At 36.5% G+C, this 24,138-nt stretch carries 21 protein-coding genes, 1 tRNA gene and 2 pseudogenes; 7 read left to right on the top strand and 17 right to left on the bottom strand.

What is annotated here, in order from left to right:
• Positions 1–37: 37 nt before the first annotated feature.
• From argS to HUB92_RS00670, 3 genes are all read right to left on the bottom strand, one after another.
• A complete protein-coding gene (gene argS / locus HUB92_RS00680) occupies positions 38–1,744 on the bottom strand; it encodes an arginine--tRNA ligase (RefSeq protein WP_010962564.1) in 1,707 nt (568 codons plus the stop codon).
• Between the two features lie 93 nt (positions 1,745–1,837).
• Positions 1,838–2,056: a hypothetical protein gene (locus HUB92_RS00675; protein WP_010962563.1), complete on the bottom strand. Its 219-nt coding sequence runs from the start codon at positions 2,054–2,056 to the stop codon at positions 1,838–1,840.
• 195 nt (positions 2,057–2,251) lie between these two features.
• Entirely contained in the window at positions 2,252–3,958 is a 1,707-nt protein-coding gene (locus HUB92_RS00670; RefSeq protein ID WP_209472893.1) for an ABC transporter ATP-binding protein, read from the bottom strand.
• A 1,115-nt stretch (positions 3,959–5,073) separates the two neighbouring features.
• On the opposite strand from HUB92_RS00670, the gene HUB92_RS00665 reads away from it, so the two are divergent.
• Positions 5,074–5,937, top strand: coding sequence for an Rpn family recombination-promoting nuclease/putative transposase (locus tag HUB92_RS00665; protein WP_209472891.1), 864 nt, complete (start codon positions 5,074–5,076; stop codon positions 5,935–5,937).
• 6 nt (positions 5,938–5,943) lie between these two features.
• Positions 5,944–6,111, top strand: a complete 168-nt coding sequence (locus tag HUB92_RS00660) for a hypothetical protein (protein ID WP_167482805.1) — start codon at positions 5,944–5,946, stop codon at positions 6,109–6,111.
• Between the two features lie 20 nt (positions 6,112–6,131).
• Here HUB92_RS00660 and HUB92_RS00655 read toward each other — a convergent pair whose 3' ends face one another.
• The 8 genes from HUB92_RS00655 to rpsD all read right to left on the bottom strand — a co-directional run bounded on the left by HUB92_RS00655 (position 6,132) and on the right by rpsD (position 10,960).
• Positions 6,132–7,247: an FtsW/RodA/SpoVE family cell cycle protein gene (locus HUB92_RS00655; protein WP_209472889.1), complete on the bottom strand. Its 1,116-nt coding sequence runs from the start codon at positions 7,245–7,247 to the stop codon at positions 6,132–6,134.
• On the bottom strand, positions 7,244–7,960 hold the full coding sequence (gene ubiE, locus HUB92_RS00650; protein WP_209472888.1) for a bifunctional demethylmenaquinone methyltransferase/2-methoxy-6-polyprenyl-1,4-benzoquinol methylase UbiE: 717 nt from the start codon (positions 7,958–7,960) through the stop codon (positions 7,244–7,246). Before ubiE ends, HUB92_RS00655 begins: the two co-directional genes overlap by 4 nt.
• 53 nt (positions 7,961–8,013) lie before the next feature.
• On the bottom strand, positions 8,014–8,877 hold the full coding sequence (gene lipA / locus HUB92_RS00645) for a lipoyl synthase (RefSeq protein ID WP_209472886.1): 864 nt from the start codon (positions 8,875–8,877) through the stop codon (positions 8,014–8,016).
• Positions 8,870–9,184, bottom strand: a complete 315-nt coding sequence (rpmB, locus tag HUB92_RS00640) for a 50S ribosomal protein L28 (RefSeq protein WP_006279619.1) — start codon at positions 9,182–9,184, stop codon at positions 8,870–8,872. The genes lipA and rpmB overlap by 8 nt, the downstream gene beginning before the upstream one ends.
• Before the next feature lie 37 nt (positions 9,185–9,221).
• The gene (locus HUB92_RS00635; RefSeq protein ID WP_010082513.1) at positions 9,222–9,563 is read right to left on the bottom strand and encodes a DciA family protein; all 342 of its coding nucleotides are present in this window, start codon (positions 9,561–9,563) and stop codon (positions 9,222–9,224) included.
• Between the two features lie 455 nt (positions 9,564–10,018).
• The gene (iscX, locus tag HUB92_RS00630) at positions 10,019–10,219 is read right to left on the bottom strand and encodes a Fe-S cluster assembly protein IscX (protein ID WP_007552114.1); all 201 of its coding nucleotides are present in this window, start codon (positions 10,217–10,219) and stop codon (positions 10,019–10,021) included.
• A 30-nt stretch (positions 10,220–10,249) separates the two neighbouring features.
• A tRNA-Leu gene (locus HUB92_RS00625) sits at positions 10,250–10,336 on the bottom strand.
• 9 nt (positions 10,337–10,345) lie between these two features.
• A complete protein-coding gene (gene rpsD / locus HUB92_RS00620) occupies positions 10,346–10,960 on the bottom strand; it encodes a 30S ribosomal protein S4 (RefSeq protein WP_010962555.1) in 615 nt (204 codons plus the stop codon).
• 113 nt (positions 10,961–11,073) lie between these two features.
• Between rpsD and tkt the strand changes: the two genes are divergently transcribed.
• Positions 11,074–13,146, top strand: a complete 2,073-nt coding sequence (gene tkt / locus HUB92_RS00615; RefSeq protein ID WP_209472884.1) for a transketolase — start codon at positions 11,074–11,076, stop codon at positions 13,144–13,146.
• Between the two features lie 192 nt (positions 13,147–13,338).
• On the opposite strand, the gene HUB92_RS00610 is transcribed toward tkt, so the two are convergent.
• Complete coding sequence (locus HUB92_RS00610; RefSeq protein WP_209472882.1) at positions 13,339–13,527, bottom strand: hypothetical protein; 189 nt, start codon at positions 13,525–13,527, stop codon at positions 13,339–13,341.
• Positions 13,528–13,568: 41 nt separating this feature from the next.
• Between HUB92_RS00610 and HUB92_RS00605 the strand changes: the two are divergent.
• Positions 13,569–13,871: pseudogene (locus HUB92_RS00605) on the top strand (transposase); the annotation flags it as partial.
• A 9-nt stretch (positions 13,872–13,880) separates the two neighbouring features.
• Here the strand turns inward: HUB92_RS00605 and HUB92_RS00600 are convergent.
• Positions 13,881–14,647 (bottom strand): IS5 family transposase gene (locus tag HUB92_RS00600; RefSeq protein ID WP_410543339.1). Its coding sequence is split into 2 segments (ribosomal slippage): positions 13,881–14,320 and positions 14,320–14,647, totalling 768 coding nucleotides; the frame shifts between segments, so codons are not numbered across the junction.
• Here HUB92_RS00600 and HUB92_RS00595 point away from each other — a divergent pair.
• The 3 genes and pseudogenes from HUB92_RS00595 (at position 14,622) to HUB92_RS00585 (ending at position 15,565) form a co-directional block, all read left to right on the top strand.
• On the top strand, positions 14,622–14,786 hold the full coding sequence (locus HUB92_RS00595) for a hypothetical protein (protein ID WP_209472878.1): 165 nt from the start codon (positions 14,622–14,624) through the stop codon (positions 14,784–14,786). The two genes, HUB92_RS00600 and HUB92_RS00595, sit on opposite strands and share 26 nt — an antisense overlap.
• Positions 14,714–15,379: pseudogene (locus tag HUB92_RS00590) on the top strand (transposase); the annotation flags it as partial. The gene HUB92_RS00595 and the pseudogene HUB92_RS00590, both read left to right, overlap by 73 nt.
• Positions 15,380–15,412: 33 nt before the next feature.
• Positions 15,413–15,565: a hypothetical protein gene (locus HUB92_RS00585; RefSeq protein WP_209472874.1), complete on the top strand. Its 153-nt coding sequence runs from the start codon at positions 15,413–15,415 to the stop codon at positions 15,563–15,565.
• A gap of 351 nt (positions 15,566–15,916) precedes the next feature.
• Here the strand turns inward: HUB92_RS00585 and HUB92_RS00580 are convergent, their stop codons facing one another.
• The 4 genes from HUB92_RS00580 to HUB92_RS00565 all read right to left on the bottom strand — a co-directional run bounded on the left by HUB92_RS00580 (position 15,917) and on the right by HUB92_RS00565 (position 24,116).
• Entirely contained in the window at positions 15,917–18,568 is a 2,652-nt protein-coding gene (locus HUB92_RS00580; RefSeq protein WP_209472872.1) for an ankyrin repeat domain-containing protein, read from the bottom strand.
• A 132-nt stretch (positions 18,569–18,700) separates the two neighbouring features.
• Positions 18,701–19,903, bottom strand: a complete 1,203-nt coding sequence (locus HUB92_RS00575) for a multidrug effflux MFS transporter (RefSeq protein ID WP_448128795.1) — start codon at positions 19,901–19,903, stop codon at positions 18,701–18,703.
• Positions 19,904–20,258: 355 nt separating this feature from the next.
• The gene (locus tag HUB92_RS00570) at positions 20,259–21,074 is read right to left on the bottom strand and encodes a hypothetical protein (RefSeq protein WP_022626257.1); all 816 of its coding nucleotides are present in this window, start codon (positions 21,072–21,074) and stop codon (positions 20,259–20,261) included.
• Between the two features lie 57 nt (positions 21,075–21,131).
• A complete protein-coding gene (locus HUB92_RS00565; protein WP_244663119.1) occupies positions 21,132–24,116 on the bottom strand; it encodes a glycoside hydrolase/phage tail family protein in 2,985 nt (994 codons plus the stop codon).
• Positions 24,117–24,138: the final 22 nt, after the last annotated feature.

Genomic DNA, 24,138 nt, shown 5'->3' with positions numbered 1-24,138 from the left:
TCTCTATTCGTTGAAAAAACAATCTTGCATAAAAAAATCAACTCATCTCTTCCAAAGGCTCTATATTGAAGATAGAAAGTCCAGAAGCGATGACGTGTGCTAAGGCCTGCACGAGAAACATTCTTGCAGCGGTGAGGTTTAAGTTGTCTTCCAGTATGAAACGCATGTTTAAATCACTCTTGCCATACCCCCATAAAACGTGAAACGCTTCTGCAACTTCAAGTAAGTAGAAAGTAATTCTGTGTGGCTCACAAAGCCTTGCTGCAATTTCTACCACATCTGGCCACTTTGCTAAGGTTTTTATGAGGAAGAGCTCTCCACCTGTCCTTAAAAGTGAAGGATCTGCTGTTGGGAGCTCTTTTGGAGCATTACGCATTAACGAATGAGCACGAGCATGCGCATATTGCACGTAAAAAATAGGGTTGTCTTTTGACTGTTCTTTCACTTTAGCAAAATCAAAGTCCAAGACCATATCATTCTTGCGTGTTAGCATTATAAAACGAGTTATGTCCCTGCCAACTTCTTCCACTACATCTCTTGCTGTTAGGAAGTTTCCTGATCTTTTGGACATCTTAACAGGTTTGCCGTTCTCGAAAAAATTCACAATATTATGCAGTTTTACCTCTATTTTTGCTTGATCATCACTGAGCGCAGAGACGACTGCTTTGAGTCTTTTGACATAACCGCCGTGGTCACTACCAAGCTCTACGATCATATTGTTAAAACCACGCGATATCTTATCAAAATGGTAAGCGATATCCGAGGCAAAATAAGTCCAACTGCCGTCCTCTTTCTTCAATGCACGGTCAACGTCATCACCAAATTTTGTAGAGCGAAATAGCATCTCTTTTCTGGAAGTCCAATTTTCGCTTTCTTTGCCTTTTGGTTTCTCCAGGTACCCTTCATACACTAGACCCTTGTCAGACAATATCTTTATACTCTCTTCAATTTTGCCACTTTTTTGTAGCTCATACTCTGAAGTAAAAACATCATGATTTACTCCAAGTAAGTTCATGTCTTCCTTTATGATTTCTAAGATAGAACTTAAAGTATAGTCTCTAATCACTTGATTATCTTGCTTTTCTAGAAGCTCTGCGCCATATTTTTTGGCCAGCCCAGTCCCTATTGGTTTTAAATATTCACCTGGGTATAAACCTTTTTCGATGCTGATTTTTTCTCCCAGAGCTTCCTTATACCGCAAATATACTGACCGAATTAGCGTATCTATCTGCGCTCCAGCATCATTAATATAGTATTCCTTAGTAACTTTATAACCAACTTTTTTCAATAAATTTGCCAGAACGTCACCAAATACTGCCCCTCTTGCATGACCAATATGCAGTGGACCAGTTGGATTTGCAGATACAAATTCAACATTAATGGCCTGATTGTTCCCTATATCTAGGGTGCCAAACTCTGTTTTTAGCTCATTTATTTGTTTTAAGATTCCATGCCACACTTCTATTTTTAAGTGCATGTTGATGAAACCAGAGCCTGCTATTTCCACTTTTGCAACTTCATCAAAAAGTTCAAATTCTTTGGCTAAAACCTCTGCAATTTCAATGGGATTCTTCTTTTCATGCTTTGCAAGCACCATAGCAACATTTGTGTAAATGTCTCCATGGACTCTATTGCTTGGAGGCTCTATGATAAAGTTTGCTGCACTTGTGCTTATAACACCCCTTTGTTTCAACTCATTCAATTTACTAAAGATTAGAGAAGAAATCTGCTTAAAAATGTTCATTCACTATATTGCTATAAAATCTATAGCAGTATAGTGAATAAGTGGGACTAGTTGAAGGTTTATCTTAACTATTTTATCTTCCTGGATCAGAGTTTATATTAAGTCGTTGCCGTAACCATGGTAAGAGAAAGCCATACCTTCGCTGTAACCATCATTACCAGCATCAGGCTCTTCAACATCATCAGTTACTACCTGATCTTCAGTTGTGATTTTATCCTTGATCGTCTCGTCTACACCCTCATCACTATAAGAAAATTTGTTAGTATATGAATAGCGATTATTGATTTTATCACTATAGTTATGTTTTAACATAGAGACCTCCTATACAGTCAAAATTGGAATTACATTAAGATAGAACAAGCTATGAATATAACGTGAATGAAAGAAACTACAGATCACGAAATTTCCGGATAACTATGGAACCATTATAAAATAATAAAATTAAAAATTTAATAATTTTAATTATAAATCTAGCATATCAACTAACGGTATGATTTAAATTTTCTTTCAATTCCACTGTATCTTCGCCAGTTTTGCATATAGCCCGTCTTTACTTATTAGAGAGTCATGAGTGCCTACTTCTTCTACTTTTCCATGATTAATTACTATAATCTTGTCAGTCTTGAGTGCGGTTGATAGCCTGTGTGTAATTACGATTGTTGTTCTGTTTTGCATTAACTTGCTCAATGCTTTTTGCACGAGGTTCTCACTTTTGTAATCAAGGGCAGAGGTTGCTTCATCCAGTATTAAAACCTGAGGATTGTTGAGTATGGCCCTTGCTATTACAATACGTTGTTTTTGTCCTTCAGAAAGTTTTAATCCTCTTTTTCCTACAAATGTATCAAATTTATCAGGCAGCTTATCAATAAATTCCATCGCATAAGCGCTGATGGCTGCTTGCTTCACTTCCTCATATTCGGCACCTGGTTTGCCATATAGTATATTTTCCATTATTGAGCAAGAGAATATCATGTGATCTTGTGGCACTAAGCCAAACAACGATCTGAGGTCATTTAGCGCAATTGACTTAATATTGTACCCATCGATAGTAATGCTACCTTTGTTTGGATCATGAAAACGGAGCAGAAGCTTTAAAATGGTGCTTTTACCACTGCCAGATGGTCCAACAATTGATACTGCTTGACCTGCCTCTATAGAAAATGATACGTTATCTAATGCTGGCTTATCAGCATAAAAAAATGTTACGCCATTAAACGAAATTCCCTTTTGAACACTACAAATTTTTATAGGATCATCGGGATCTGCTATAGAGCTTTTCATATTTTTAAATTCAAATAAACGCTCTACTATTCCAAGACCTCGTTGTAAATCACTGATATTATCGCTCAAATTATTTATAGCTCCTGCTGCGAGCGCTGAATAAAACACAAATGAGGAGAGTTCTCCAATAGTTATATTATTGCTTAAGACTTCTTTAATACCAAAAAAGAGCAAAACAACTAGTGAACCTATCACACACGTGATAACTAGAGTTACTAAAATAGCACGCAAGAGTACTAATTTTACGTATGATTTTGATACTGAGTTTAAATGTTCCTTAAAACGGATTTTTTCGTTTTCCTCGAGTACAAACGATTTGATAGTCACTATAGATCTAAAATTTTCCTCACTAAATGACGCAAGCTCACTTAATTTATCCTGAGCAAAGCGTGCATAGCTACGCACTTTTTTTCCAAGTGAGGTCATGATAATGAGTAGTATAGGTATTATTGCGGCTGCATACGCAGTTAGTTGTATATTTGTATATAATAACATAGCAACACTGCCAATCAGAATCACAAAATTTCGTAATATGGTTAGTAAGCTGCTGTTTATTATTGATTGCAGCACAGAGGTATCAGTAATTAACGCTGAGATAACATCTTGTACGCCTGTGTTCTCAAAGAAACTTGGTTGCAAGTTAGTGATACTGCTATATAAGTCATATCTGATTCTTGCGATAACTTTCTCGCTGCCAATGCCAATGAAATATAACCGAGTAAATGCAGTGAGAGAAATGGCTAAAACTATAAGTATTGCAACTAATAGTTTGGTAGTAAAATCGTGCTCTGTGCCAGAATCAATTATATTGCTTAAGCCTCTGCCAAAGAGGAGGATCGTTAAGGCTGAAAATAAAACTGCAATAAAAGCTATGATGAAATAAGATAGATTAGGCTTTATATAGTAAAATAACTGCCTAATATTAGATCGCATCTTATTTTAAAGTTTCTAAAGTTAAGTATATAGATTTTAGTTTCAGGGGGAAGGGGAAAGGTGTAGTATGAAGCAATTTAGGTTCTGCAGCTGTTGTGATTTTAGTCCACCAAGAAAGGGTAGTAGCTCGCAGAAACAAAAAACTTACTTGACAAACTCCGCCAGCCCCCTTATCATGAAACTGAAGCTATTGTATTTGCTTTCGCCAATCTGCAGATTAAAAGGTAAGGATTACTTAATGTATCGGCGTCTTATGTTCAATTTTTTGCAGTATATAGATACTGTATGTCTTTACAAAACTTCATCTACATCTAGATTTTTATCTAAATAAGCTGAACGCGCTTATAAAGCGTTACAAGACATCAAAAAATGCCAATACTCGACAGAGATAGTAAAAGACTAGCTAACTCGGGGATTCTTTGTCTTTTTTTCTGCTTAGTAAATTTCTTAAACATTTGCAGCGTAAGTTAGTTGCAATTAAAAGCGGCTGAATCTCGCTTGTCAAGCGTTTAAAACATAAAAAACGCCAATATTTTAAAGCAGATAATAACCCCAGGGCTTCTTTTGCCTTTTTTTTCGTTTGGTAAATTTCTTAATATTTATGGCTAAACGACAACCGTCATCCCGCTACGTGTTAGCGGGATCTATGTTAAGGTATGACGGTTAAGTAAGGGATCTATGTTAAGAGATACCGCGGCGGTATGACGGTTCGTGGCGGCGTGACGATAAGCTCGTCATCCCGCTACGTGTTAGCGGGATCTATGTTAAGGTATGACGGTTAAGTAAGGGATCTATGTTAAGAGATACCGCGGCGGTATGACGGTTCGTGGCGGCGTGACGATAAGCTCGTCATCCCACTACGTGTTAGCGGGATCTAAAGATACCACGGCGGTGTGACGGTTCGTGGCGGCGTGACGATAAGCTCGTCATCCCGCTACGTGTTAGCGGGATCTCTTGTTAGCGCCGCGGCGGTATGACGGTTCGTGGTGGAATGACGATAAGCTCGTCATCCCGCTACGTGTTAGCGCCGCGGCGGTATAGCTATACTTAAAAATATGGTTGAATAGTTGTTAATAATAGTGTATAATTATTAATCTTTTCTCAGTATTTTTACTATGGCTCTTTCTAAATTTCTCGATCCAAAATTGGACCTAACATTTAAAAAAATATTTGGTACTGAGAGAAATAAGAATATTCTTATTCATTTTTTGAACGATATTTTAGGATGTACTGAAGTCAACACTATACAAGAAGTAGAATTCTTAAGCACCATTATGGACCCTGAAATTGCTTCTGATAAACAAAGCATTGTTGATGTTCTTTGCAGGGATTCTAGTGGGAACAGGTATATAATTGAGATGCAGCTCACTTGTGATAAAGGCTTTGAAAAACGTGCACAACTTTATGCTGCTAAGGCTTACTCAAGACAAGCTGATAAATCTGGTAAATACGTTGATTTAAAGAAGATTTTCTTTATCGCGATTTCAAATTGTACCTTATTCCCTGATAAGCTTGACTATATATCTAGCCATACCATAAGAGATGAGAAAACCAATGAACATGACTTAAAAGATTTTCAATTTATCTTCATAGAGCTGCCAAAATTTCCTAAGAGTAGAGCAGAACAACTAGAAAGTGTAGTAGACCGTTGGCTATTTTTTTTCAAATATGCAGATGAAACAACGGACGAAGATCTCAGAAAAATTGCGGAAAAATCACCAATAATAAAGCTAGCATATGATGAATTAGATAAGTTTCACTGGAATGAAAAAGATCTAATAGCTTATGAAGAAAGAATAATGGATCTGCGCAAAGAAGAAGCCATTCTTGAATACAGACTTGATCTTGCTAAAGAGGAAGGTAGAAAAGAGAGGGAAATTGAAGTCGCAAAGAATCTACTTAAAGCAGGTGTTTCTTTTAATATTATAGCTCAAACTACTGGTCTTTCTATGAGTGAGATCAAAGAATTGCAGAATTAAGTGTGAATGGTTACGAAAAATATAAGTTTTTGCGATAAACGACATAGTGATGTATTTGTTGTTCAGCATGTCAGTGGAATATTTTCTGAAAAATTTCCACATAACTCTTTCAGATTTCATAATATCTCTTGCCACTCATCTGAACAGATACCTATTTTGGAGGGATACCAATAATAGTTGTGAGCGGTACAAGTTTAGTCCATATACCTTCCAAGCATAACACGCTCACGAAACTTTAATGCGATAGCTTGGTTTCTACTAAAAGACAGCATTATGCCAAGTGCGATGCTCGAAGATAAAAGAGAAGAACCACCATAGCTAAGTAGTGGCAGGGTTATACCGGTGGTTGGAAAAACACTCAATGTTACCCCTATGTTTATTATGAATTGTGTGATGAATTGAATTGAGATACCGAGAATCACTAACAGATTAAATAATTCATTTTCCCTATATGCAACGTAAAGCAAGCGGGCGGAAATGATACCAAATAACATCAATGTGGCTAAGCACGTAATCAAACCAAATTCTTCTGCTAAAACAGAAAACACAAAATCTGTATGACAATCAGGAAGAGAGGCTTTTACGCTACCTTCACCAGGTCCAACTCCAGTTAATTGACCTCTTTTAAATGCTTCTAATGATTTTGTGACTTGAAAGTTATCGCGCTGCGCAAAAAAGACAAAATTGTAAATCCTTTGCTTTATATGCGGGAGACATAAGTAAGCCGTGGTAATTCCAGTTGTGACCACTCCTATTATACATAGAAAGTATAAAAATGGTATACATGCAATAAACATTTGACCAATAAAAGAATATGTTAAAAGCATGGACATACTGAAATCAGGTTGCAAAAGTAACAACACAAAAACTAACAGAAATATTATGATTGATATGTGCATTTTAAACCTCATTTCGCTGGCCAAAATACTAGCTATAACAACAGAAAAAAATGGCCTTACGAACTCAGATGGTTGAACAGAAATTTTGACAATATGTAACCATCGTTTCGCACCTTTTACCTCTATACCAAGTATTATCGCAATTGCTACTAGAATAGTAAATAAAATGAAACCTGCGAATGAGAGGTTAAGTATAGTTCTTGTGTTGAGAAAAGAAAATGTCACCAAGGTAATTAGTGACAGGACTATATAAATTGTATGGCGCCGTATAAAATAATCCTGTGGCAGAAAAAGACGCTGCGCAATTACAGGGCTTGCTGAATAAACAAGAATGAAGCTTATAGTGAGCAAAAAAAACACTGGAAGGATGAGATAATAATCCAGCGTTCTATACCAGAGTTTAATATTCATTTTGTTCCAATGTGTAATGCCACTATTCCATAGCTCATATTATGAAACTCAACATTCTTAAAGCCTACCTCTTCAATTTCCATTTTAAAATCAGCCTGAGTTGGAAACTCTCTAATGCTCCTCACTAAATATTCATAAGAACTCTTGTCTTTAGCAACTATGCTGCCAATTTTAGGAATTACTTTAAATGAATATAAGTCATAAAGTTTGGTAAATATCTCATTTTGATAGTGCATAGGGGCAAATTCTAAGCAGATAAATTTCCTATGTGGTTTTAATACCCTGTGCGCCTCATTTAAAGCCTTCTTGCGGTCAGAAACATTTCGAATGCCAAAAGCTATTGTGCAATAATCAAATTCGGAGTCTTCAAATGGTAAACTTTCTGCACTTGCACATACCCAATCAAAATTAATTTGGTTTGAATTTATAGCTTTATCACGTCCTCTGTTTAGCATGTTTTGATTTATATCGCATACTGTAACCTTAGCACTTGGCTCTTTTCTTACTACTCTTATTGCTATATCTCCAGTTCCTCCAGCAACATCTAAAACCTTAGAGTTTTTTGTAAAATGCACACTATTTACCATCTTATCTTTCCATAATCTGTGCATTCCGAGGCTCATTATATCATTCATGGTGTCGTAGCGACTTGCCACGGAATCGAATACCTCTTTAACTAATTGTGATTTCTTCTCGATTTTTATAGTAGACATTACGTAAAAACTCCTTTATAATTAGTAAAAATTAATTTGAATTAACACAAATGTCAACGATAGGCCTTGAGCCTGTTAAAATCTTCTTCAGCGTGGTATGATGACCGAGTTAGTGGGCTTGATGCAACCACTAGGAACCCTTTGGAGTAAGCAATGTATTTATAATGCTCAAACTCTTCTGGGGTAACATACCTATCAAGTTTTGCATGTTTTGGAGTTGGTTGTAGATATTGACCAATTGTAATAAAATCAACCTCAGCACTGCGCAAATCGTCCATAACCTGCAGTATTTCCTCTTTTGTTTCTCCAAGACCAACCATAAGCCCTGACTTTGTGAAAACTTTAGGATTAATCTGCTTTACCATCTTCAGCAAATATAGTGAATGAAAATAGCGAGCTCGTGGTCTTATTTTTGCATACAATCTCGGCACTGTTTCAATATTGTGGTTATAGACATCAGGTGATGCAACAGCAATTGCTTCAAATGCTCCTTTCTTATTTAAAAAATCAGGAGTTAAAATCTCTATTGTTGTTTCTGAAGTTATCTTTCTAATTTCTTCTATGCACTGTATAAACTGATTTGCGCCACCATCTGGCAAATCATCACGATCAACAGAAGTAATGACAACATGTTTTAAGTTTAACTTTTTTATCGCTTTTGCTAAATTTTCTGGCTCATGAGGGTCTAGTTTATCAGGAATGCCAGTTGCAACGTTGCAAAATGCACAAGCACGAGTGCAAACAGAACCAAGAATCATCACAGTAGCATGACGTTTATTCCAACATTCACCAATATTTGGACATGCAGCCTCTTCGCACACTGTATGCAAGTTATGCAGTTTAACGATGTTTAAGGTCTCATTGAATACTTCACCGGTCGGAGCTTTTGCTCTGAGCCATTGAGGTTTGCTATGCATCTGAAACTGCTAACTCTACCTCTTGCTTTACTAAAACTTTTTTCAACCTTCTTTTTATCTTCTGCGCTTTCTCACTTAGTTTAATCGTTCTTGTGTTGAGCAAAAAAGCATCTAAATCACCTTTGTAATCTATAGTTCTCAAAGTTCTTGTTGCCACACGAAATCTAAACTTTTTATTCAATATATCACTTGTCAACGTAACCTTATGTAAATTTAAAAGAAAGGTACGCTTTGTTTTACGATTAGAATGTGATACCTTATTACCAAAAGATTTTTTTCTATTTGTTAATTCACAAACTCTACTCACTTCAATATACCAAATTATTCTATGTACTTAGATTACCTTATATAGTCAAATAGTCAATACTCTCTTGCTTAATTTTTATACCATATACTGCTTTATAACCAAAAAATATCGTAATTTTTTCTATTATAAGAGAAATCATATGCTGAATTTCCAATGCTTTACTGCCATTTGTTACTACCAGATGCAATACACCCGAATTTATATTCTGTGCATATGAGATCTTTTTCGGTTTTGTACACTCTGCTATTTCTTTCCCTACTATATTTCGCCAGTTTAAAATAAGACGTATTTCATTTTTACTAATCTTATTTTTCATGCATTTTAATGCATAGTTTTCAATTATAGACTTTAATTTTTTTGGACCGCTACGTTTGAGCATTTTTCTGTTTTTTTAGTAGGTAGATAATATAAAAGTATACATATAACTTGAGATTTTGTCATTACTGCTACATGTTTGTGAGATACCGTGACGGTATGACCATAATCGTCACTCCGCAACGCATATTGCATAGTCGTCATTCCGCGGCGTGTTCGCGGAATCTAGCTCTGGTCACGCTACTTAGATGACAACCTTCTAACTGCTTTACAAAGGCTCTACCATCTGGCCTCACACCGTAAAAGCAGTATTTTTATGCAAAACTTATCTCAACGTAGCACTTGCCAAGATCGTTCCATTTACCAAATTTTGTGCTGTCATCTTTGCCTCATAATTAACCTTATAGCTGTTTTAATTGTAATTAGTTAAATTATTATTAACTTGCCAGGCTAGATCCAAAAAATAGCATAATCAATATGCAAATTGTAATAGAAATCACGTTTGCGTATGGTTTATTGCTATGCGGTTAATCTTTCCTCAATCCAAGCTGCTTGAATAGCTTCGAGTATTTTTTCGTTACAGCGTTTTTCATCATCATCAAATTCCTCTAAACTCAAGACCTTTTTTTTAAGCTCAGTGAATCTGATACTAATTATATTCTCATTTGGAAATTTTTCCTCCAGAGCTTCCACAATATCTTCTATATCAAGCCATTTCAGACTTTTTTGTATTTATCTGCTAAGTTAAATTGGTGCCCATGGGGAGACTTGAACTCCCAAGGTCGCAAAACCCACGGATTTTAAGTCCGCTGCGTCTACCGATTCCGCCACACGGGCTTTTTTTATCTATCTAGAGTAAAACTCTACTACTAAATTGACTTCCATGTCTGCTGAATAAGGAACCTCAGAATATTGAGGTGACCTCAAATACTTCACTGAATGCTCTTTACTATCTGCTTCTAAATAATCCGGAGCCTTGCGCTCTTGTTTTTGTTCAGCCTCTACTACTACAGGGATTTTTGCTGCCCTTTCTCTTATTTTTATTATATCACCTGGCTTCACTCGATAACTCGATATGTTAACCACCTTATCATTAACTGTAACGTGCTTGTGAGATATGAGCTGCTTTGCTGAGTAAATTGTTGGAACAAGACCAGAGTGGTATAAAACAGAACTTAATCTCGATTCTAAGATACCGATAAAATTATCAGCCGTATAACCCTTTCTGTTATAAGCATCTAAAAATGTACGTCTGAGCTGCTTACTTGAAATCGCATAGTAAAACTTAAATTTCTTATGCGCAGCAAACTGCTTACCAAAGTCGGATAACTTCTTGAATCCAAGAATACCGTGTTGACCTGGAGGGTATTTCCTTTTGTTTACTGGGTCTTTAGCTCTACCCCATAAATTTACACCAAGTCTACGGCTAATCCTATACTTTCTAGTGATAACAGTTGTCATATAAAAACTCTCACGATTTAACTTTAGATTATTAAGGATTTTAGCACTCAGTGTCAACTTGTTTTTGCTGATATAATCTTTTATACTTCATTTTTAAGTTTTTCTATTAACACATGAATCATTCACATTTAAAATCTATGGCAAACGCCATCCGTTTTTTATCAATTGATGCAGTACAAAAAGCAAACTCTGGACACCCAGGTATGCCACTTGGCATGGCAGATGTTGCAACTGTTTTGTTTGCTAAATATCTGAATCATAATCCTGATGATTCTAAATGGTTCAATAGAGATCGCTTTGTTTTATCAAACGGTCATGGGTCAATGTTACTATACTCAATATTATATTTGACAGGTTATATTAGCATAGATGAGCTAAAAAACTTCAGACAAATGGGATCCAAGACCCCAGGTCATCCAGAGTTCGGCTTGACTTCCGGGGTAGAGGCAACAACAGGCCCGCTCGGTCAGGGGTTTGCCGCTGCTGTTGGCATGGCACTTGCTGAATCGATACTTGAAAAGCAGTTTAGAATCAATCACTACACTTATGTGATGCTAGGGGATGGCTGTCTTATGGAAGGAATAAGCCATGAAGCAGCATCACTTGCTGGGCATCTTAAATTGAATAAGCTTATAGCTCTTTTTGATGATAATGATATTTCTATAGATGGCGCTACTTGCCTTTCCTGTTCTGATGATGTAGAGAAACGCTTCTTAGCGTATGGATGGAATGTTGACAAAATTGATGGCCATGATTTTGATGCCATATCCCTTGCAATAGAGCAAGCAAAAAAGTCTGATAAACCTACAATGATCTGCTGCAAAACTATTATCGGAAAATTTTCAAGCCGTGCTGGCACATCCTCTGTTCACAGTGGTGCTTTTTCGGAGGAAGACATAAAACAGATGAGAGAGAAATTAAACTGGAATTATGAACCATTCCATGTACCAGAAGATGTGAAAAATGCCTGGAAGAAAACTGTTGAGAGAGCAAAACAAAACTACACGATGTCATTCCAGCGCGTGACGCTGGAATCCAGGAAAGAAGAAAAAGAATGGATCCCAGTGTCAAGCACTGGGATGACAAGAGAGAGTACTGGGATGACAGAAGAGAATGCTGGGATGACAGGGTATCATGCAGAACTTCAAAGACGGTTAGATAAACATCTACCAGATAATATCGCTGGTGTTTTAGCTGACCTGAAGAAACAAATATGTGAGCTAATGCCAAACGAAGCTACTCGATCTTCTTTCGGCAGAGTAATGGAACTTTTAACTGAGTCTATGCCGGAATTAATCGGCGGTTCTGCTGATCTTACCGGGTCAAATTGCACTAAATATGAGCACATGCAGGTAATAAATAGCAATAATTATAGTGGCTCTTATGTCCACTATGGAGTGAGAGAGCACGCTATGGCAGCATGTATGAATGGTATGGCACTTCACGGCGCGATTCTTCCTTATGGCGGCACTTTTTTGGTATTTTCCGACTATTGTCGTCCTGCTATACGTCTTTCAGCTCTGATGAAGCAGCAGGTTATGTATGTCATGACTCACGACTCAATTGGAGTGGGAGAAGATGGCCCGACTCATCAGCCAATAGAGCATTTAGCCTCTTTGCGTGCTATACCAAATCTATATGTTTTTAGGCCAGCCGATGCAGTTGAAACTCTGGAGTGTGTTAGCATTGCACTCGAAAAGAAAGAATCTCCAGCACTGTTTGCGCTCTCAAGGCAAAACGTAAGTTACATGCGCAAGTTCTACTCTGATATCGATCAATCTGCTAATTTATCGAAGTTTGGTGCATATATTTTGTGTGAATGTTCAAAAGAATTAAAAGTGACGATATTTGCTACGGGGTCCGAGGTTGAAATTGCAGTTGAAGCAAGGGAGAAATTGCAGGAAAAGGGTATAGGTACAAGGATTGTTTCTATGCCATGCTGGAGGCTTTTTGACGAGCAAAGCGATGAATATAAAGCGGCAATATTAAATAATGACAGCATTAAAGTTGCAATTGAAGCCGGAAGTGAAATGGGTTGGCATAAATACATAGGTTCAAACGGTATATTTATTGGCATGAAAAGCTTCGGAGAATCAGCACCTTATAAAACACTTTATGAGCATTTTAATATCAACGCTGATCATGTGGTAAAATGTGTGTGTGAGAAGTTAGGTTGCATTCAGTAAACCTCTTGCATAACCATATGAAAGCCCACTCTTCTTTGTCATTCCAGCGCGTGACGTTATTTCCATCCAAGATGGTGTCATTCCAGTGCTCCTTTTTTTGTCATCCCAGTGCGTGACACTGGGATCTAGCCTTTATTATTTGGTTGAAATTAAGTCTTCTGGATCCCAATGTCAGCTACTTTCATGACATCATCATAAAGTAAAATGAGATCCCAGTGTCACGCACTGGGATAACAGGAGAAGGAGGCTACTTAGAGAGGATGTCATTCCAGCACTTGACACTGGAATCCAGTTTTCCATCCAAGACGGTGTCATCCCAGTGCTTGACACTGGGATGGCTTTGTTGCATAGCAACTGAAAAAATCTGGTGGCTACTGACAAAATTCATTATAAAATAGCCATTTAACCTTGAAAGAAAAAATATGCCACAAAAAATGAGGGTCAGTAACCATAGCGAATATAACAAATTTCTAGAAAAAAGAGGAAATATTTTTCATTATATCAACGAAGCCATAGAAAAGTGGTACGAGAATGGTCCAAAAATACCAGGTGGCAACAATATTTATAGCGATAAAGTTGTAATTTTGGTGCACATAATAACTTGTTTATTTAGAATAGGCCTGAGGCAAACAGTTGGGTTTATAGCAGGATACCTTGAGCAAATTGGGAAAAATTTGCAAGTTATCAGCTATTCACAATCATCAAGAAGGTTTAAGAACCTGTCTTGAAAGGAACTAAGCAGCTAATTTAGCAAGCATAATAGTAATCATATTAAAGGAGATATTAGTTTTTGAAGTAAGAGGAGAATGCTCATAATCCTTGCTCATACGTCTAAAATTGGAAAGCCAAGCAAAAGTTCTTTCAACAATCCACCGTTTAGGAATAACTTGAAATCCTACAGCATCAGCTGCTTTTTTAGTAATCGTCAATAAACATCCTGTTTTCAATAAACAGTAATTTTGCAATTTACCAATATATCCCTGATCAGCGAGAAACCTTTGTAGCGTTGAAGCTTTTCGTTTAGCTTGAGTAAAAAGATTTAGAGCACCATCACGATCTTGAATGCCTGCACTATGAACATCAGCTGTAATAATTAGGCCTATTGTATCCACAATGATGTGACGTTTTCTACCCTTTATTTTCTTGCCAGCATCATATCCTCTGGATCCCCTTTTTGAGTGGTTTTCACTGATTGACTGTCAATTATTCCTACCGAAGGTATTTCATTTTTGCCAACCATTTTTCTTACCTTTTTTACTAACATATCGTGTATTTCTTCCAATTTGCCACTATTACGCCACCTGAGAAAATAATCATACACCGTTTTCCATGGCGGAAAATCTTTTGGCAGCATTCTCCACTGGCAACCACCTTTCATTATGTATCTTATTGCATTAATAATTGTTCTAATATTGTGCTTTCTTGGCCGTCCTACTGCACCTTGTGCAACACTTGGCTCCAAAATTTCCCATTCTTTGTCACTTATATCACTTGGATACATTTTTACCTACTATTTTTTACTTATCTCATCATATTCTCTTTCTCATTTCTTTTCAAGACAGGCTCTAAGAAACTCAATATTAAGATCAATGATTGCAGAATTGATAAAAATAATATGGAAGATATCGAAATTGCTATAGACAGTACAGGAATTAGTATATACAACAACACTCCTGGTCATAGCAAAGAAAATAGCGAAGATAGAAAGTATCGCAGCTATGAACAGACAAGAAAATTGCATGTAATGTTGAATACAAACAGCAAAAAAGCCATAGCTGTAAAATACAGTAACGGTGTCTACTCTGATCACTATGGAGCTTGTGATTTGCTAAAAGAAGTCGATTTTCAGTATGTCATAAAAGTACTATATGCAGATAGGGCATATGACAGAGAAAAGCTCTATAAGCTGTGTAATCAATATGGTATAAAAACGAAAATTCCTCCGAAAAACAACGCAGCAGAGCATCCAAAGTTAGACTATATGGCTGAGAGAAATTCTGCAGTCAAGCTCATAAAGTCATATGATGAAGATAGTATAAAGAAGTGGAAAAAAGAGATGAGTTATGGAAAAAGATCTTATATAGAAAGTTTTTTCTCGCGACTGAAACAAACATTCGGGTTTAGTTTTAGGAATAAATCTGAGACAAATAGAGAGAAGGAACTACTTGTTAAATGCTATTTGCTCAATAAGTTCACTGATATTGGTATGGCTAAATTTGAGATAGCTTCATAAATTTATTGTGCGTTACCTACTATCCGAAGAGCGATGCAACAAAGCCCACTGGGATCCAGTTTTCTTTACAAATTCACCAAAAGTGTTTCATTCTATAACGCAAAACCCATACTCACCAAACCCAATGCATTACTTGCAATTAAGTTTCCTGGATCCCAGTGGGCTTTGTTGCATCGCTACTTATGAAAGGCTAACTATAGTTAGGATTATAAGCAACCTATTGAAAATCTTGTTTTTTTGCAATCAATCTGATCAAATTTAAGAATAGTAATTTATTATTTATATTAATAAATTTAATTCTATTGAAAATAGCTAAAGCATTGAAATTCTTGAACTTTAGCCGGATTGGTAAATGGTAGTGAAATTTCTTTTACTCAAATTTAGGTATTCATTGACCGTTCTTGTTATAAATACCAGAATAATAAGCTACTGATATTCCCTATCTTTTTTATCTTTAATCCATCATAGCTAGCGATGCAACAAAGCCATCCCAGTGTCAAGCACTGGGATGACACCTTTTCCGGTAGAAGATCACTATCAAATCACATTGCTCTGGTCATTATGATCACCATTATTTTGTTCAACTGATTGATCGACCCCAGGTGAAGAAGAATCATCATAAGGTTGTGTGTCAGACTTTTCTTCGTCAGACCCAAACAACCATGAAAAAAAAACACCAAAAAATGATGCAATTAATGAAAAAGGCTTCATAAGTATACTAAACAAACTACCAAAAAAAGAGCTCGGCTGTTCTTCTGTTTGTGCAGGTTCTGTGGAAGCAACAGGACCTACATCGTTGTCTTGTACATCAGTTCCTTGTTCTGCACTGGTGGTGCTGGTTTTTTCCCCTTCTTTGCTATTATCTGATTGTAGTTCAGTATCATCACCTACTCGTTTTTCTTCCTCTTGACCCCCTTCACTATCTGTCGATGATCCACCCGCTGAACTATCATCAGATTTTTCTGCTGGTTGCAATAGAGTTTTTATTCCTTCATCAGTGGCTAATTTGAAAGGAGTATTTCCATCTTCATTTTCTATATTAACATCTGCTCCTTTTTTTATTAAGAATTTTACTGTTTCCGCAGAGGCGTTTGCTGGACGATCTGCATAACCCATAAACACTTTATTTTTTGTAGCAAAATGTAGAGGAGTCCATAGATCGTTATCTTGTATATTAACATTCGCTCCTTTTTCTAATAAAAGTTCTGCTATATCCGTATAACCTTCTCTAGCAGCCCAATGCAAAAGAGTATGTCCATATGAATCTACTGCATCAGCATTTGCTCCCTTGTTTAATAAAGCTTTAACTATATCTTTATGGCTACTATTGTAATTATATTCCATCATACTCTGAAGAAGTGATTCCATTACTGTATCAACCTTTGCTCCATTATTTAATAAAACTTCAGTTGCATCTTTATGACCATAGAAAGCAGCTTCAAATAAAGGAACCCTTCCATCTTTATCTGCTATATTAACATCTGCCCCTGTTTGTATTAGAGCTCTTACTATTTCTACATTGCCCTTTCTAGCAGCAAAATGTAAAAGAGTTTTTCCATCGTTGTCTATTGAATTAACGTTTACTTTTTTACTTAATAGACTTTGAACTTCCTCATAATTATCACTTTTAACGGCTGAATACAAAACTTCGATGTCCTTTTGCGTTTCTTCTAGAATTTTTACTATATGTTGCCTGCCTTGTTGAGAGGCAAGATTTAAAGGAGTGCTGCGAGTATTATCTAGTGGAGTAACATAAATTCCTTTTGCTTCTAATAGAACTGTTACTATTTGCTGATTGTAACTTTTAGCAGCTTCATGTAAAGGAGTCTTTCCATCTTTATCTACTGCATTAACGTTGATTCCTTCTACTTTTAATAGAGCTTCTATTATGCTTGTATCGAGTGGTTGCGTTTTGTTGGCTTCGTCAACAGCAACATGTAAAAGAGCGCGTCCAGTTTCAGACTGTGCATTAACATCTGCTTTGCTATCAATTAAAAGCGAGACCATATCTTTGTTTCCTTTGGCAATAGCATGCCGTAAAGGAGTAAATCTGTTTCCATCTAAAGCATTAACATCTGCTCCTTCACTTATTAGACGCTTTAATCCATCAATATCACCTCTTTCAACAGCCTCAAATAAAGCAGCATTTTGTGGAACTTGGCTTTCTTCTTCATCATCTTGCAATACTGGACTAGCATCATCAGATTCTTCTGCGGATTGCAATAGAGTTTTTATTTCTTCATCAGCGGCTAAACCTAAAGGAGTATTTCCATTATCATCCTCTGCATTAACATTTGCCCCTTTATCCAATAGAGCTTGCACCACCTGCTGATAACCACTTTCAGCAGCAAAGTGTAAAGGAGTCTTTCCATCTTTATCTTGTGCATCAACATCGATCCCTTTTACTTGCAGTAGGGCTTCTGCTACTTCTTTATGGCCATTTTCAGCAACCCAATGTAAAGAAGTCTTTCCACCTTTATCTACTGCATTAACATTTGCCCCATTACTTAGTAAAATTTCTACTTCCTCTTTATGGCCATTTTCAACAGCCCAATGTAAAGAAGTCTTTCCACCTTTATCTACTGCATTAACATTTGCCCCATTACTTAGTAAAATTTCTACTTCCTCTTTATGGCCATTTTCAACAGCCCAATGTAAAGGAGTCTTTCCATCTTTATCTTGTGCATCAACATCGATCCCTTTTACTTGCAGTAGGGCTTCTGCTACTTCTTTATGGCCATTTTCAGCAACCCAATGTAAAGAAGTCTTTCCACCTTTATCTACTGCATTAACATTTGCCCCATTACTTAGTAAAATTTCTACTTCCTCTTTATGGCCATTTTCAACAGCCCAATGTAAAGGAGTCTTTCCATCTTTATCTTGTGCATTAACATCGATCCCTTTTACTTTCAGTAGGGCATCTACTGCATCTTTACGGCCATGTGCAATAGCCCAATGTAAAGGAGTCTTTTTATCTTGACCTACTGCATTAACATCTGCCCCATTATCCAATAGATCTTTTACTATCTCTGCATCGCCATTCGTAGCAGCATAATGTAAAGGAGTCCTGTTATATTCATCTACTGCATTAACCTCAGCTCCTTCACTTATTAGACGCTTTACTTTATTAGTATTACCTTTTATAACAGCAGAAAACCAATCATTATTTATACTTTGTAAATTACTCATCCCATACCTCCTGTAAAACTATATTGTTATGATAAAGTCGTTAATAATCTATGAGCTCTCACCCCCTGTAAAATTATATTATCATGATAAAGTCATTAATAACCCATGAGCTCTGGATCACGCAAATAATGGTTATTCCCTGTGTTTTTCAGTACATTTGAGCTGGCTGTACATAAGAATTGCAATTGTAGAGCATGCTATTGTTAATAGTAAATTTGGTAAAATACCATAGCGAAAAAATTTTCCTACTATATATATTCCAATAGCCCCAAACATCATATTGCAGAATGAGAGAACTGCACTACCAAGCCCTATACCTTTGATCGTTTCTAAAGCAGAAGTTACGTTATTGCTTATTATTAATGCAAGTCCGATATTAGCTGGAATCCAAGCAGTTTGAAGAATGAATATATTCAACTTGTCCGCGAAATAAAAATATACCAATAAACTATCGGATATTATCGGTAACACCAAACCTATTATTAGCATTTTGCTAACCCCTACTTTTGGTACATACCTTCTATTAATTAAAGTTCCAATTATGTAAAATATGACTATGATCGATATGAGGTAGCCAAAATACTGTACTTCAATGCCCATCGATTCAAATATGAACGGGTAGTTAGCAATGTATGCCCAAAGCCACATGAAAGTTAATCCATGAATGGCTGAAAACCCAAGGAAACGATAATTTCTAAATATTGATATATATTGCTTGAAGATATTAGTAGTTATGTTAGTTATACTGGTTTCATTTTTATTTACAGTGAGTGTTTCTTGTAACTTAAAGTAGATAAAAATAAGTATAGCAATTGCCGCGAGTGACATAATAAAAAACAAAAATTTCCAATGATACCCATGTGAAATTATATAACTGCCCACCACTGGAGCTATTCCAGGTGAGAGTGCCACAACCATATTTAATTTTGAAATTACTCTCGAGTATTCACTACCCGAGTACATATCCCTTATTGCTGCATACCCAACAACACCTGCAACACCAGCTCCTGCCCCTTGTATGAAGCGAATTAGTATCAAGAGCATAATACTGTCGGCTATATAACACATGACACTTGCCAAAGTAAAAATTGTCATACCAATCAGCATCATTGGACGCCTACCATAATGGTCCGATAATGGACCATAAATTAAGCCAGATACCGCAAATCCAACTAGATTTAAGCTAATTGTAAGCTGCACTACACTGCCTTCTACTTTAAAATAATTGGCAATGCTTGGTAGTGCAACTGAGTATAGGTCAGTTGCCATATCGACAATTGCTACAGACAATATCATAATAAGAGAGATGATATTTTGCGAAAGAGCTGTTTTCACTTAATGATTTACTGGATTAAATATACTTAATTATAATGTATTTTTTTCATTAGTATATTAAATTAACTACTGAAATTAAGAGTAGCTATTCAAGAAAAAGCCTGTGAAGGCTCTATCCAGTAGGGCAGTGCCATGACTACTTGGATCTAGTTTCCATTATACAATTTCATCAAAGCAGTTTACTTACTTGCAATTAAGTTTCTGGATCCAAGTAGTCATGGCACTGGGATGACAGGAGAAGGAGGCTACTTAGATGACACCCTCCTAGTGGATTCAAATCACAATGTTCGTACAGTTATGTGCTTTGACACTGAAATCTTAAGCTAAAATCATGAAAAGCACGAATTTCAATATCTTACCTTTGATTATTCACTTTAAGCTTTAAGTCTTCAACAGAAGATGCATTTGCCTCACTTACTACCTTTAGTGGTTCACCAAGGCTATGTTCCACTTTTGTCTCAAATTTAAAGCCCAATTTTTCGCAAAGCTTCTGAAAATATTCAACAATAACATCAAACAAATTCTTACCACTTACTTTGTAGTTTTTTAGCTCTTTAGGAATGGTAAGAAGTACTTTACCATCTTCATATGTTACATTTTTATCTTCACATTTCAGTTTAAACTCCGCTGAACTGCAAAAACCTGGTGTTTCGATATATGTACAATCATCATAGTTAAGCATTTTTGTATATTTCATGCTAAAACTAAGCTTTATACAATTGGGTTCACGACAATCCATAATATACTCTCTTGTCATACAGTTGCTTTGCGTTGACAAATGAAAAGATCCAAGAGCTTGACTCATATCATTAGGAAGAAAATGAGTATATCCGCCCTGATAATAGTTATTTATTAACTCCTCAATAATAGAGTTATTGGGAATTGTTGCACCAACGTGTTTAAACATTTCTGTAAAAATTTGTCTGAGAAATGGACGATAATTCCCTTTTCCGTTTTCATCCCGTAGAATTAGATTTTTATGTTTTGAATACAGATTGTTAATAAATTCGTTAGTTATTTTTTGTCCGTTAATAGCAAGGCCGTGTGTTCTATTAAGATCCTTATATGTTCCCTCACCAGAAATTACTTCGTCCCAAGTGTTAGCTTTGAAATCAGCATATTTGAGCTTCTTCACTTCAGCTTTCAACGCATTGACCATTTCCTTTGACATGTTATATCTCTACCATTAATACCTGTATATTAATTCTAGCACTTACTTTATTAAATTTCAATTACTAAATGAATTTATCACTTTCACTTCCGTATTTTCCAGCGAGTCACCGTAAGTCACTGCTTTTAGGTAAAACTTTTTTCCCCTTTGCACTTCGAAAGATATTACTGAATCATCAAGCAGAGTAAATTTTTCACCTGCGGTGTGCTGATACTCTTTGGTGCCCTCTTGCCCTCTAATTAGGTTGCTAAGCTTATATTTATTTTTATCTATAAGTTCGGCACTCTGAAATTTTACTATCTCTTTTCCAACCAGTGCTAAATTGCTTACATTTATAGTACTAACATTAGTGCTTGTAAAACCCTCTTCTGTCATCCCAGTGCCCAGACACTGGGATCCAGGAGAAATATGGTCAAGCGCTGGAATGACACCATCACTTAAATAATGGTTATATGAAGAACTCAATACACCAAAACGTAACACTACTATAAGCCCCTCGTCGGTAGATTCCATTACATATCCGTAAGTAGACTGCTTGTTTGTGCTTGCGATAGGCTTATAATCCTTATCGTTGTACGAAATAAAGAGTGTTGCTCCTTTCCAATTCTTTTCCTCGCTAATTAAAGTAAAGCTTGTGGTATTATCTTTAACATGCGGTAAATCTATCATTTCTATGATGGTTTTGCTAACGTGAGAGGGAGGGTATTCCTTCAGCATAAGTGACCTTGTTGAAGGAAAAGAGAGCTTATATATAGAGCGATCATAACCAACGCCAATTACTTGAATGGACATGCTTTCAAATTTCGTTTTTATAATTCTCACCGTATGCTTTTTCTCACCGTCTAAAATCGTTATTACATCACTTGGCACAAGCCACGCATATTTTATCGACAGCTTGAAATTGTATATATTTCTCTCTTGCCACGAAGAATAAAGTAAAACCTCAGCTATATTTTGCGCCTCTCCCTCCTCCATAATGAGTGGTATTTCAACTGTTATAGCAGTGCCTTGCTTTGGCAACTCAGCATATTTAACATCAATTGGATAGCCAAAATTGCGGTTAAAGTAAACGATGTTAACTTTATTGTTTAAATCCAGTTGACTAATATTAACAAGTTGCATCGACTTTGAACTGTTATTGAAAACCATTTCACCAATTGGCATTACAGTTGTAACTCCCCTGCCCTTTTGGACAAATTTCAGTTTAGAGTCCTGTTCAACCACATCAAAAAAATAGCAACTTTGCAGCATTTTAATAATTGAACGTACCGATTGCTGGTCATTTATTACATATCCAGACAATAATCCTTTAACATCACTCGTATCGAACTGATCGCTTTTTAAACCTGCTTTTTGTAATAGATCCGATAAAACATCGGAAATATTAAGCTGTGAAAGCTTTCCCTGAATCCAATGTCCTGTCTGCCAATTATGGCAGTCAGTCCACATATCACACAAATTGGGGAAATAAGGAAATGGCCTTGCATCCCATGCCCAGAGAAACATTTTTTCTACCATTTCCGAGCTTTGCCACTTCTTTAGCGTTCCTTCAATTGCAATTTTTTGCGAAAGAAAGCTCACCTCTCCGTTTGAATATCGTGGATATTTGCTCTCTATGCTGCCTTTATCAACAAACACATTTGGCTCATTAGTGCAGCCGTTCATACTGGGAAATCCATACTCAGTAAACCATATTTTTTTCATTTTTGGTTGCCATTTCGTTTTACTACCACCTGGATTTATGTGAGTTTCACTCCACCATTTCTCTATATTTTTCCACGCATACCTGCTGTCGTTATACTTTACTTTTTCAGGTTCACTCTTTGAGTAATCATAGAAATAATCATACCCCACTCCACTGCTCCAACCACCCATTACATCTTCCGCGGAATAACCAAAAGGAGGCTCTGGACCATCAGTCAGTGGAAAATAAGCATCTATGCCAACAACGTCGATATACTCTGAAGACCACAGTTCATCCATATTATACCAACCATCATATGAATGGTATTCGCTCCAATCTGCAGCGTAGGTAACTGTTACTTCTTTTCCAAGATTAAGTTTTATCTGTTTTGCAAGTTTGACCAGCTCTATCACCACAGGATAATTACCTTGAGCATCTTTTACTCTGGTAAGCTGGACAAACTCAGACCCGATGATAAACCCTTCCACTTTAGTTTGTTTGGCAATGCTTGCATAATGCTCTATAAATTTGTTATATTGATTCTCAAAAAAATCACTTATATCCCCAGGGGTCCCGCTCAATTTTCCTCGCCACTCTTTGTTCTTTGTGTCAAGTAAGGGCATTGGATAGAGCATCACCTTGTAGCCTCTGCTGTGTAGCTCTTCTATATATCTTATCAACGCTGCATCACTAACTGTGCCACCATACCTTGGGTTTCCACTCGCATCTTTTGAAATTAGCTGAGCATTATCTCTGGTTACACCCCCTACTTGCCAATCATCAGGTAATATTGCGGAATCATCTTGAAATTCAACTGCAGGATATATTTTACAATCTTTAATGTTCAGATCATTCACAAACCAATTGACTACCACCGACACCAACTCAACATTTGGCAAATCTTCTTTTAATTGATCCAAAGAAAGCATTGCATCGCTCTTTTTAGTGTGGTTGTTGTGATTTACCCTTTGCGCCAGCCCATATGTGATATATTGGTTGCTGCTTATTTTCTCTTGCGCGATTTTCTTCTGTATTTTTGTATCATATACAAACTCACCTGAACCTGGTATGATATTGATATTCCGAATATTTTCCGCTATTGAAAACCCAACGGGCTTTAATGCAGTTCGCACTTCAAATGTAAATATCGGGACGCGATTGTTATAGTCTGCTAAAGGAAAATTCTTGATGACTATGTAAGATATTCCCCTATAAGCCGGCACATTCCCCTCTCCTTCAATTGATGACATAAATGGATCAGGATTTTGGTCTTCTCTGCCGCTGTAAAAAGTATAATCTATTTCATCAAAGCTAAGAGCCTGTCTTGAAAAGAAATGAGAAAGAGAATATGATGAGATAAGTAAAAAATAGTAGGTAAAA

The organism is Wolbachia endosymbiont of Wiebesia pumilae (assembly GCF_017869285.1).
Taxonomy (GTDB): Bacteria; Pseudomonadota; Alphaproteobacteria; order Rickettsiales; family Anaplasmataceae; genus Wolbachia; species Wolbachia pipientis.
The sequence above is the reverse complement of the archived record's forward strand: the minus strand, read 5'-3'. Positions and strand labels throughout refer to the sequence as shown.

Excerpts from the sequence above, each read along its gene's own strand:
- HUB92_RS00660 (WP_167482805.1), top strand. The coding sequence starts at position 5,944 with ATGGTTACGAAAAATATAAGTTTTTGCGATAAACGACATAGTGATGTA.
- HUB92_RS00665 (WP_209472891.1), top strand. The coding sequence starts at position 5,074 with ATGGCTCTTTCTAAATTTCTCGATCCAAAATTGGACCTAACATTTAAA.
- rpsD (WP_010962555.1), bottom strand. The coding sequence starts at position 10,960 with ATGACAACTGTTATCACTAGAAAGTATAGGATTAGCCGTAGACTTGGT.
- HUB92_RS00585 (WP_209472874.1), top strand. The coding sequence starts at position 15,413 with ATGCAACAAAGCCCACTGGGATCCAGTTTTCTTTACAAATTCACCAAA.
- HUB92_RS00570 (WP_022626257.1), bottom strand. The coding sequence starts at position 21,074 with ATGTCAAAGGAAATGGTCAATGCGTTGAAAGCTGAAGTGAAGAAGCTC.
- lipA (WP_209472886.1), bottom strand. The coding sequence starts at position 8,877 with ATGCATAGCAAACCTCAATGGCTCAGAGCAAAAGCTCCGACCGGTGAA.
- HUB92_RS00670 (WP_209472893.1), bottom strand. The coding sequence starts at position 3,958 with ATGCGATCTAATATTAGGCAGTTATTTTACTATATAAAGCCTAATCTA.
- HUB92_RS00635 (WP_010082513.1), bottom strand. The coding sequence starts at position 9,563 with ATGCTCAAACGTAGCGGTCCAAAAAAATTAAAGTCTATAATTGAAAAC.
- argS (WP_010962564.1), bottom strand. The coding sequence starts at position 1,744 with ATGAACATTTTTAAGCAGATTTCTTCTCTAATCTTTAGTAAATTGAAT.
- tkt (WP_209472884.1), top strand. The coding sequence starts at position 11,074 with ATGAATCATTCACATTTAAAATCTATGGCAAACGCCATCCGTTTTTTA.
- ubiE (WP_209472888.1), bottom strand. The coding sequence starts at position 7,960 with ATGTCTACTATAAAAATCGAGAAGAAATCACAATTAGTTAAAGAGGTA.
- HUB92_RS00580 (WP_209472872.1), bottom strand. The coding sequence starts at position 18,568 with ATGAGTAATTTACAAAGTATAAATAATGATTGGTTTTCTGCTGTTATA.
- HUB92_RS00675 (WP_010962563.1), bottom strand. The coding sequence starts at position 2,056 with ATGTTAAAACATAACTATAGTGATAAAATCAATAATCGCTATTCATAT.
- HUB92_RS00655 (WP_209472889.1), bottom strand. The coding sequence starts at position 7,247 with ATGAATATTAAACTCTGGTATAGAACGCTGGATTATTATCTCATCCTT.